This window comes from Nostoc sp. (genome assembly GCF_054880495.1).
In genome coordinates this window covers 1-7,669 of record NZ_JBTYKD010000171.1, presented here as the reverse complement: position 1 = coordinate 7,669, position 7,669 = coordinate 1, and the positions used below count along the sequence as shown (strand labels likewise).

Here is a 7,669-nt window from a genome sequence, read left to right as displayed (position 1 = left end):
GAACCATACCAAGCAGGAATACCTAAAGGAAGTATGTGATCTTGCAATACTTGGATTAAAGTAAATGATGGTTCATCCCCAAGACTACAATTAGTGCATTGCCCAAAGATAAAACCCGCAATTTGATTAAGTATTCCAGCAGTTTTTAACTGCGTCAGCATCCTATCTATACGGTAAACATCCTCGTTAATTTCTTCTACAAACAGAATGCTTTTGTTCCAGGAAGGTAGATAAGGTGAACCTACCATCGCTGATAGCACTGATAAGTTTCCACCCACAAGTTTACCCCTCGCCTTTCCCGGTGCGATTATCTCCACCCGCACTTCGCTAGGGTTGAGATTTTGCATCGTCACCGCTTCACCATTAAATAAGAGGCGCTGGAAGTAATCCACTGTAAATTGATTCCAAGTAGACGTGGCAACTGGCCCATGAAAAGTAATCAAATGACTACGGGCATTAATTGCCAACAACAGCGTTGTAATATCGCTGTATCCCATGATAATTTTCGGATAGGAGCGGATTAGCGAGTAATTTAGTAAGGGTAAAATGCGATTACAACCCCAACCACCACGCATGGCAATAATTGCTTTTATGGAGCGATCGCTAAACATTGAGTTTACATCATCAGCGCGATCGGCATCTTTACCCGCTAAATAGCCGTAACGATCTAAAATATGCTCCCCTAACTTGACTTTTAACCCTAATTGTGTAATTGATTTTCGCGCTGCTTCGATGTCTTTGGTGTCAACAATACCCGCAGGGGCGATTAATCCGACGGTATCCCCCACTTGCAGGCGGGGCGGCTTGCGGATGGTGTTTGGAGATGGCTTACCTTGGGCAATAAATCCTGGTATCTGGGTGGCTAAGGTAGCTAGTCCACAGGTTCGGAAAAATTGCCGACGCTTAATAGTCATAATTCATCAGAACATCCCCGAAACTAAGACTTTCATGTATTTGAACCATATCTGTCGTAGGGGCACAGCAATGCTCATTGGTGTCAACTTAACCTAGAAGTTAGGCAAGGCATGCTTTCGAGGTTTGACCCTCACAAGAACAGCCCCTCTCCCAATTTTGGGAGAGGGGAGCAAATTCTCTAGTTCCCCGAATCCCAACTTGGGATTCAGGGTTAGGGGATGAGGGCAAAACGTCTTCTCAAAGCAGCTTTTTTCTTAAGTTGACACGCATGAGCTTTTTCTGTGCCCCTACCGCGTGGTCTATTTACCTGAAAATAGATATAAGATTCAGATTCTCACCTTAACGCGCTCATATTTTATCATGAAGATCACAACCTTATTGAGGCATTGAGGATGATGAAGCTGAAGAGCAAACCCAAATCAGCTTTTGTTCAATCTTTTAGCGGCATGACGCTGAGTATCATAACTGTAATCGGTCTATCACCATTAGTGTTAGCGGTTCCGGCAAAAGTTTCTTTGCAACCACAAAAACTAGCACAGTTATCAAACACAGATACACCAGAGCGATCGCAACTCCTGCAACAAGCCAATGCTTTATTGAATCAGGGAGACTTGACAGGTGCTGAGGGAAATTTACGCAAATTCATTAAAAAATCCCCAGAAGACGCCTTCGCACACTTTCAACTGGGAAACGTGCTTTTTCAGCAAAAGAAACCAGAAGAAGCAATTAGCTCTTATCGAGAAGCGATTCGCCTCCAGCCAAAATACGCTCTAGCTTACAATGCGATCGGTATTGTTTATGCTAGCCAAAGTCGCTGGCAAGAAGCTATTACTGAATATCAAAAAGCTTTAGAAATTAATCCCAATTATGGCGAAGCCATGACTAATTTTGCACTGGGATTGTGGCAAACGAATAAACGAGACGAGGCTTTATCTTCTTTACAGAAAGCTTTAAATATTTTCAAAGCACAGAATAGAGATGAAAAAGTTAACCAAGTCGAACGAATCATGCGAGATATCAAAACTGCTGATCAGCCTGGTGTTTCATGAAAATCATCTGATTTACAATCCACCAAACAACGAATGGGCAAACAAAGCGGCTTGAGTGCGATCGCGCAAATTCAACCGACTCAAAATATTGGTAACATAATTTTTAACAGTATTTTCTGAAAGAAACAGCGATTCGGCAATTTCCCGGTTATTCGCTCCACAAGCAATTAACCGCAATACATCTAATTCTCTGGGTGTAAGTTGCGCCAATTCTGGACGGGGTTCCACAGACGGCACAGGTGCGGCAATCGGCATGAGTGCTTTCTCAAACAATCCCGGGCCGAGTAGGGTTTGTCCCTTGTAGACGGAGCGAATTGCTAACATGAGTTCATCTGGTTCGGTGTCTTTGAGCAAATAGCCCTTTGCACCCAGCCGCATCGCCTGGGAAACATATTCATCATCATCGAAGGTGGTGAGGACGAGAACCTTAATCTCAGGATAATCTTGAGCGATCGCCTTTGTTGCCGCAACTCCATCCATTACGGGCATCCTGATATCCATTAGCACAATATCGGGTTGTAGTGCGGCAATCTGTTCGAGCGCCCGTTGCCCATTCTCCGCCTCACCGATTACCTGCATTTCTGCATTCGACTCAAGCATACTCTTAAGTCCCTGGCGAATCAGATGCTGATCGTCAACTAATAAAATCCGAATCATAGTTAAAACACCAACAGCTTTGATAGTGGCAAAGAAACATAAATACAACAACCTGTTCCTAATTGACTGTGGAGACTCAATTGAGCGCCCAGTGCAACCGCGCGTTCTCGCATCCCTTGTAGCCCAAAGCCAGTTGTATTTTGAGTGGGATTAAACCCTTTTCCATTATCTTCGATTGACAGATGAATCATTCCAGCGTGAGCCAGCAGTCCCACGCTGACACTCGTCGCCTGGGCGTGTTTGCAAATATTTGTCAACGATTCTTGCACAATGCGGTAAAGCGCTGTGTTTACTTCTGTTGGTAAAGTCTGCGGTAGCTCAATTTTACAGGACGGTTCAATACCTGTGGTTTGCTGAAAATCAGTCAGCAGCTTTTCAATAGCTGATTTGAGAGATTGCCCTTGCAAAGGATTTGAACGCAAAACAGAAAGCGATCGCCGAATTTCTAGCAGCGCCTCAGCCCCCTGTTGCTTTGCCTGTTTGAGAAATGTTAATGCTTTGTCATTATTTGATTGCCAAAATAACAGAGTATTATTAATCTGAATGGTTTGGGCGGCGAGAGTGTGTCCCAACCCATCATGAATTTCGCGGGCAATTCGGTTGCGTTCCTGCAAGGTTGCCTGATCTTCAATCCGTAGCGCATACTGGCACAGCTGTTGATTGATGATCTCTAATTGTTGATGGGCAATTTCTAACTGCTCTCGACTTTGGCGCTCTGCAAGCAGGGCATTAATTAATAATAAAGCGAATACTAACGTTAAGCCAAACAATAAGATATTACTTAATCGCCAATCCCAGGACATGGCAATCACCTTATCTCGCATAAAATTCTCAGGTGCAATCGGTCTTGACAGAAGCACTGTTGTATAAGAAAACAGAGATAAACCTAAGACAATCAACTGTCCCGATTGCTTAAATATCAGACAACTCCGCATCACCAGTACCAGACACAGCAGGAAAACTGAGCGAGGAGATAAAATATGTTCAGTCGCTGGCAGCAAAATTAAAACGAATTCCAGGGCTGTATAAAGTAATTTTGTTTCCAGCTTCACCATTGGAAGTCTCAAGCCGATTAAGCTGAAGGTGGCGATCGCCAGAACTCGTAGCAGCAACCACCAGGACAACTGAAACGGCAGCAGAACTTCCATGAATACTGCCGTGGCTAATAACAGCCACTCTAGGTAAAGCAACAAACGGAACGATGGGTAGGTAAAGCGAACCATAGAACTGTTCCAACTCAATGGACTTTGTGGCAAAACCATAGGTATTTTCATAATTTTATCGGGAAATATTAAAGAAGTCGGAAGTCGGAAGTCGGAAGTCGGAACTACAGTTTTGTAACGGGGATTTGGAACAAGACTTACGGCTTACTTGTTGCCGTTCTACTTAAACCCACCGAATTAGTTAAACAACTTCTTATATAACGAATCTGTCTCTAGTAATGATAGAGCCGTTTCGACTGATTAACTATTTCTAAGTTAGGAAAAAAGTCACAATAACTTGAGTACTTTTTTCCTGGTAAGGTTAGGAATTCTAGCTCATGCACAAACCCATCCCAACTTTTAAGATTAGCTGGTGTAAGTAAATCAGCAACTTTTCAAACAGTCATAAAGCGAAATTGAGTGATAACTGTGGTATTAAATACAACCAAAAAAGAGAAGCAAATGATTAGAAAACAGATAATTTTACCAACCCTTCTACTTGCAACTATCCTCATTGGAGGAATCACAGGTTGCACCGGTTCTAAGTCTCCAGATGTGTCTCAAGGGGGCGACTCTGGGACGACAAAGGTATCTGATACAACAAATTCTCCGGCATCGAATACGCCAGGACGCGCCGAGAAGCGTGAAGCAGTTCGCAAGCAAGTTGAGGCAGTTCTAACCCCAGATCAGGTAAAGCAATTGTCAGCGAAATTGCAACAAGGTGAAAAAATGCGTAAAGCAGTATTGAGCCTGAATCTTACGGCTGAACAAAAGACTAAAATTCAGGAGATTTTTAAGACTGCCTATCCCCACCGTCCAGGACAATCTCAAAATAATTCCTAGTAGTTTTATCAAAACATAATTCAGGAATCAGTCGTCACACGAAAGCCATGAATTATGTACGATTGGGGGTATTCAGTCCCCCACTGATTGTATTCTATATTCTGTATTCTTCTTCAATAGCTAAAGTATGTTCAAGCAAAAATTGCTCATCAAGATAGAAATCGCCGTTATAGCAGCAATCCTGACAGGAAGTAGTTTCTACGCTTCTAAAGCTTTAGGAAAACCCCAAGCTGCCCCCCAAAAACTTGTGGATCAGGTGTGGCAAATCCTTGATGAAAATTATGTTGATGTCACCTTTAACCATCAAGATTGGAAAGCAATTCGCCAGCAATATATTAATCGCTCCTATAGTTCCAAAAAACAGGCTTATGGGGCGATTCAAGAAATGGTGGCTAAATTAGGCGATCGCTACACAGTGTTTTTCGACCCCGATGAATACCAAGCTCTAAATAACGACCTTTCTGGCAATCTCAGTGGTGTCGGGCTGGAACTGGGAGAGAATGAGAAAACTCAAGCCTTAACCGTTATCGCCCCAATTGAAGGAACGCCTGCTTTTAAAGCGGGTATTTTGCCCGGCGATGTAATTATCCAGATTAACAGTCAAATAACTCAGGGAATGAAAATTGAGGATGCCGTTAAGCGGATTCTCGGCCCGGTAGGAACTAAGGTAGTACTCACGATTCAACGGGGCAATAAATCGCAAATTTTCAAACTTACCCGCGCAAATATTGCGATTCATCCTGTAACTTACAATGCCCGAACAACGACATCAGGTAAGATTGGTTACATTACTTTGCCAGAGTTTACCCAAACAGCCGCCGTAGAGATGCATCGGGCAATTCAAGCATTAGAAAAACAGCAGGTGCAGGGCTACGTTTTGGATCTGCGTTCCGATCCAGGTGGACTGCTGGATGCGAGTTTGCAAATTGCCAGTATGTGGTTGAAGCAAGGGGCGATCGTGTCTTTGGTAAATCGAGACAAAGTTAAAGATAGCTACAATGCGACGGGACATCCTCTCACCGACAAACCCTTAGTCATACTGGTGGATAAAGGATCTGCTAGCGCCAGCGAAATTCTATCGGGAGCGCTGCAAGATGATAATCGCGCCCGGTTAATCGGGACTCGCACCTTCGGCAAAGGTTTAGTTCAATCCGTAGAGCCACTGGGGGATGGTTCGGCGCTGAAACTCACGATCGCCAAATACTACACACCAAAAGGTCGAGATATCAATCATGTCGGTATTGCACCAGATATTACTGTGGAATTAACTGAGGCACAACAAAAAGCATTAGTGGAGAATCGAACCTTGGGGACATTAGCTGATCCTCAGTATGCTAGCGCCGTTGCTGACCTGAATAAATTGATTCAGTCTGAGGCTAATCATCTAAGTTTAAAGCGTGGAAAATAAGTCAGAACTTACGCAAAATTGTCTCAAAAACCTGATTTATCGTAGTGGTAATTCATGAATTACCACGACTTCAGAACTTTTTTGCGTAAGTGCTGTAAGTATAGCTATTCACCAAACAGTGGACATCACTAGACATCTAGTACTGCCACTGAACAGATAGCCAGCTTAAGCGAAAGCTACGTTTTGAGGGTCATGATACCTACAGGTGCTTTCCAGCTTGTAGCTCTGTCGTCAACCATTAAATATCCCTAATTGGTTAAGGAAGTGTGGTTGATTTAACAAGCCCTCAAAACATTAGCGAGGAAAACATAACCCCAGTAATGGGAGGACAAAATGTCTAATTTCGTATTTGTACTTGACACCAACAAACAACCATTAAACCCAATTCCGCCAGGACAGGCAAGACGATTATTGAACCTACAACAAGCGGCTGTATATCGCCGTTACCCATTCACGATTATCTTGAAATACGCGCTTGGTAATCCTGAGATAGAACCACACCAATTAAAAATAGATCCAGGCTCAAAAGTAACTGGGTTAGCAATTGTGCAGGGTGAGAAAGTTATCTGGGGTGCGGAGTTAACCCACCGTGGACAACAAATAAAAAATGATTTGGAATCGCGTCGTGCCATCAGGCGTAACCGTCGTAACCGCAAAACCCGTTACCGTAAGCCTCGTTTTTTCAACCGCACTAGGAAACCGGGATGGTTGCCACCAAGCCTTAACTCTAGGGTTGAAAACATCCAAACTTTGGTTAATCGCATAACTCGATATGTACCGATTACAGGGATATCCCAAGAGTTGGTTAAGTTTGACCTCCAAGCGATGCAGAACCCTGAAATATCTGGGAAAGAATATCAACAGGGAACTCTCGCTGGCTTTGAAGTTAAAGAGTATTTACTTCAAAAGTGGGGCAGGAAGTGCGCTTACTGTGGTGTTGAAAACGTACCTTTTGAGATTGAGCATATATTAGCCAAAAGCCGAGGTGGGAGCGATGGCGTCTCAAACTTAACTCTTGCTTGTCATGATTGCAATCAAGCAAAAGGAAACGGAGATATCAAGGACTTTTTAGCCAAAAAGCCTGATATTCTATCCCGTATTTTGAGGCAAGCTAAACTCCCACTTAAGGATGCAGCAGCAGTAAATTCAACCCGTTGGGCATTATTTAACAAACTCAAGCAAACAGGCTTACCAGTAGAAACTGGGACGGGTGGCAGAACGAAATATAACCGAGTTAGGCTATCAATCCCGAAAACACATTGGCTAGATGCGGCTTGCGTGGGAATAGTAGAGATCCTACAAATTCTCACCTCACAACCTCTGTCAATCATTGCTAAGGGATGGGGTAATCGTCAAATGTGTGCGCCTAACAAGTACGGCTTTCCTGCTCGGCATAGAACGCGATGCAAGACTTTCTTCGGTTTCCAGACTGGGGACATGGTAAGGGCAATCCTTCCAACAGGGAAGTTTGCAGGCGCTCATGTTGGTAGGCTGACCGTCCGAGAAAGCGGGGTTTTTGAAATGAGGACACTGATAGGCAAAGTTAGCCCTGTTCGGCACAAGTACTGTCAGTCAATTCACCGTAACGATGGATA

At 43.7% G+C, this 7,669-nt stretch carries 7 protein-coding genes; 4 read left to right on the top strand and 3 right to left on the bottom strand.

Translation table 11 applies throughout. From position 1 onward, the window contains the following. Window positions 1-914, bottom strand: a 914-nt coding sequence (locus tag ACYTXL_RS16760) for a S66 peptidase family protein (RefSeq protein WP_461925716.1), incomplete at its 3' end; no start/stop codon positions are given. Window positions 915-1,310: 396 nt separating this feature from the next. Between ACYTXL_RS16760 and ACYTXL_RS16755 the strand changes: the two genes are divergently transcribed. Further along, a complete protein-coding gene (locus tag ACYTXL_RS16755; RefSeq protein ID WP_461925717.1) occupies window positions 1,311-1,964 on the top strand; it encodes a tetratricopeptide repeat protein in 654 nt (217 codons plus the stop codon). Window positions 1,965-1,976: 12 nt separating this feature from the next. On the opposite strand, the gene ACYTXL_RS16750 is transcribed toward ACYTXL_RS16755, so the two are convergent. Further along, the gene (locus tag ACYTXL_RS16750) at window positions 1,977-2,621 is read right to left on the bottom strand and encodes a response regulator transcription factor (protein ID WP_461925715.1); all 645 of its coding nucleotides are present in this window, start codon (window positions 2,619-2,621) and stop codon (window positions 1,977-1,979) included. A gap of 2 nt (window positions 2,622-2,623) precedes the next feature. Next, window positions 2,624-3,883 carry a sensor histidine kinase gene (locus ACYTXL_RS16745; RefSeq protein ID WP_461925714.1) on the bottom strand — a complete coding sequence of 420 codons (1,260 nt, stop codon included), beginning with the start codon at window positions 3,881-3,883 and terminating at the stop codon, window positions 2,624-2,626. 402 nt (window positions 3,884-4,285) lie between these two features. On the opposite strand from ACYTXL_RS16745, the gene ACYTXL_RS16740 reads away from it, so the two are divergent. The 3 genes from ACYTXL_RS16740 to iscB all read left to right on the top strand — a co-directional run. After that, complete coding sequence (locus tag ACYTXL_RS16740) at window positions 4,286-4,666, top strand: hypothetical protein (protein WP_461925713.1); 381 nt, start codon at window positions 4,286-4,288, stop codon at window positions 4,664-4,666. 127 nt (window positions 4,667-4,793) lie between these two features. Beyond that, entirely contained in the window at window positions 4,794-6,074 is a 1,281-nt protein-coding gene (locus ACYTXL_RS16735) for a S41 family peptidase (protein ID WP_461925712.1), read from the top strand. Window positions 6,075-6,407: 333 nt separating this feature from the next. Further along, on the top strand, window positions 6,408-7,669 hold a 1,262-nt coding region (gene iscB / locus ACYTXL_RS16730), incomplete at its 3' end, for an RNA-guided endonuclease IscB (RefSeq protein WP_461925711.1).

Bases quoted from the DNA above. Each gene is read 5' to 3' on its own strand.
- ACYTXL_RS16755 (WP_461925717.1), top strand. From the start codon at position 1,311: ATGAAGCTGAAGAGCAAACCCAAATCAGCTTTTGTTCAATCTTTTAGC.
- ACYTXL_RS16750 (WP_461925715.1), bottom strand. From the start codon at position 2,621: ATGATTCGGATTTTATTAGTTGACGATCAGCATCTGATTCGCCAGGGA.
- ACYTXL_RS16745 (WP_461925714.1), bottom strand. From the start codon at position 3,883: ATGGTTTTGCCACAAAGTCCATTGAGTTGGAACAGTTCTATGGTTCGC.
- ACYTXL_RS16740 (WP_461925713.1), top strand. From the start codon at position 4,286: ATGATTAGAAAACAGATAATTTTACCAACCCTTCTACTTGCAACTATC.
- ACYTXL_RS16735 (WP_461925712.1), top strand. From the start codon at position 4,794: ATGTTCAAGCAAAAATTGCTCATCAAGATAGAAATCGCCGTTATAGCA.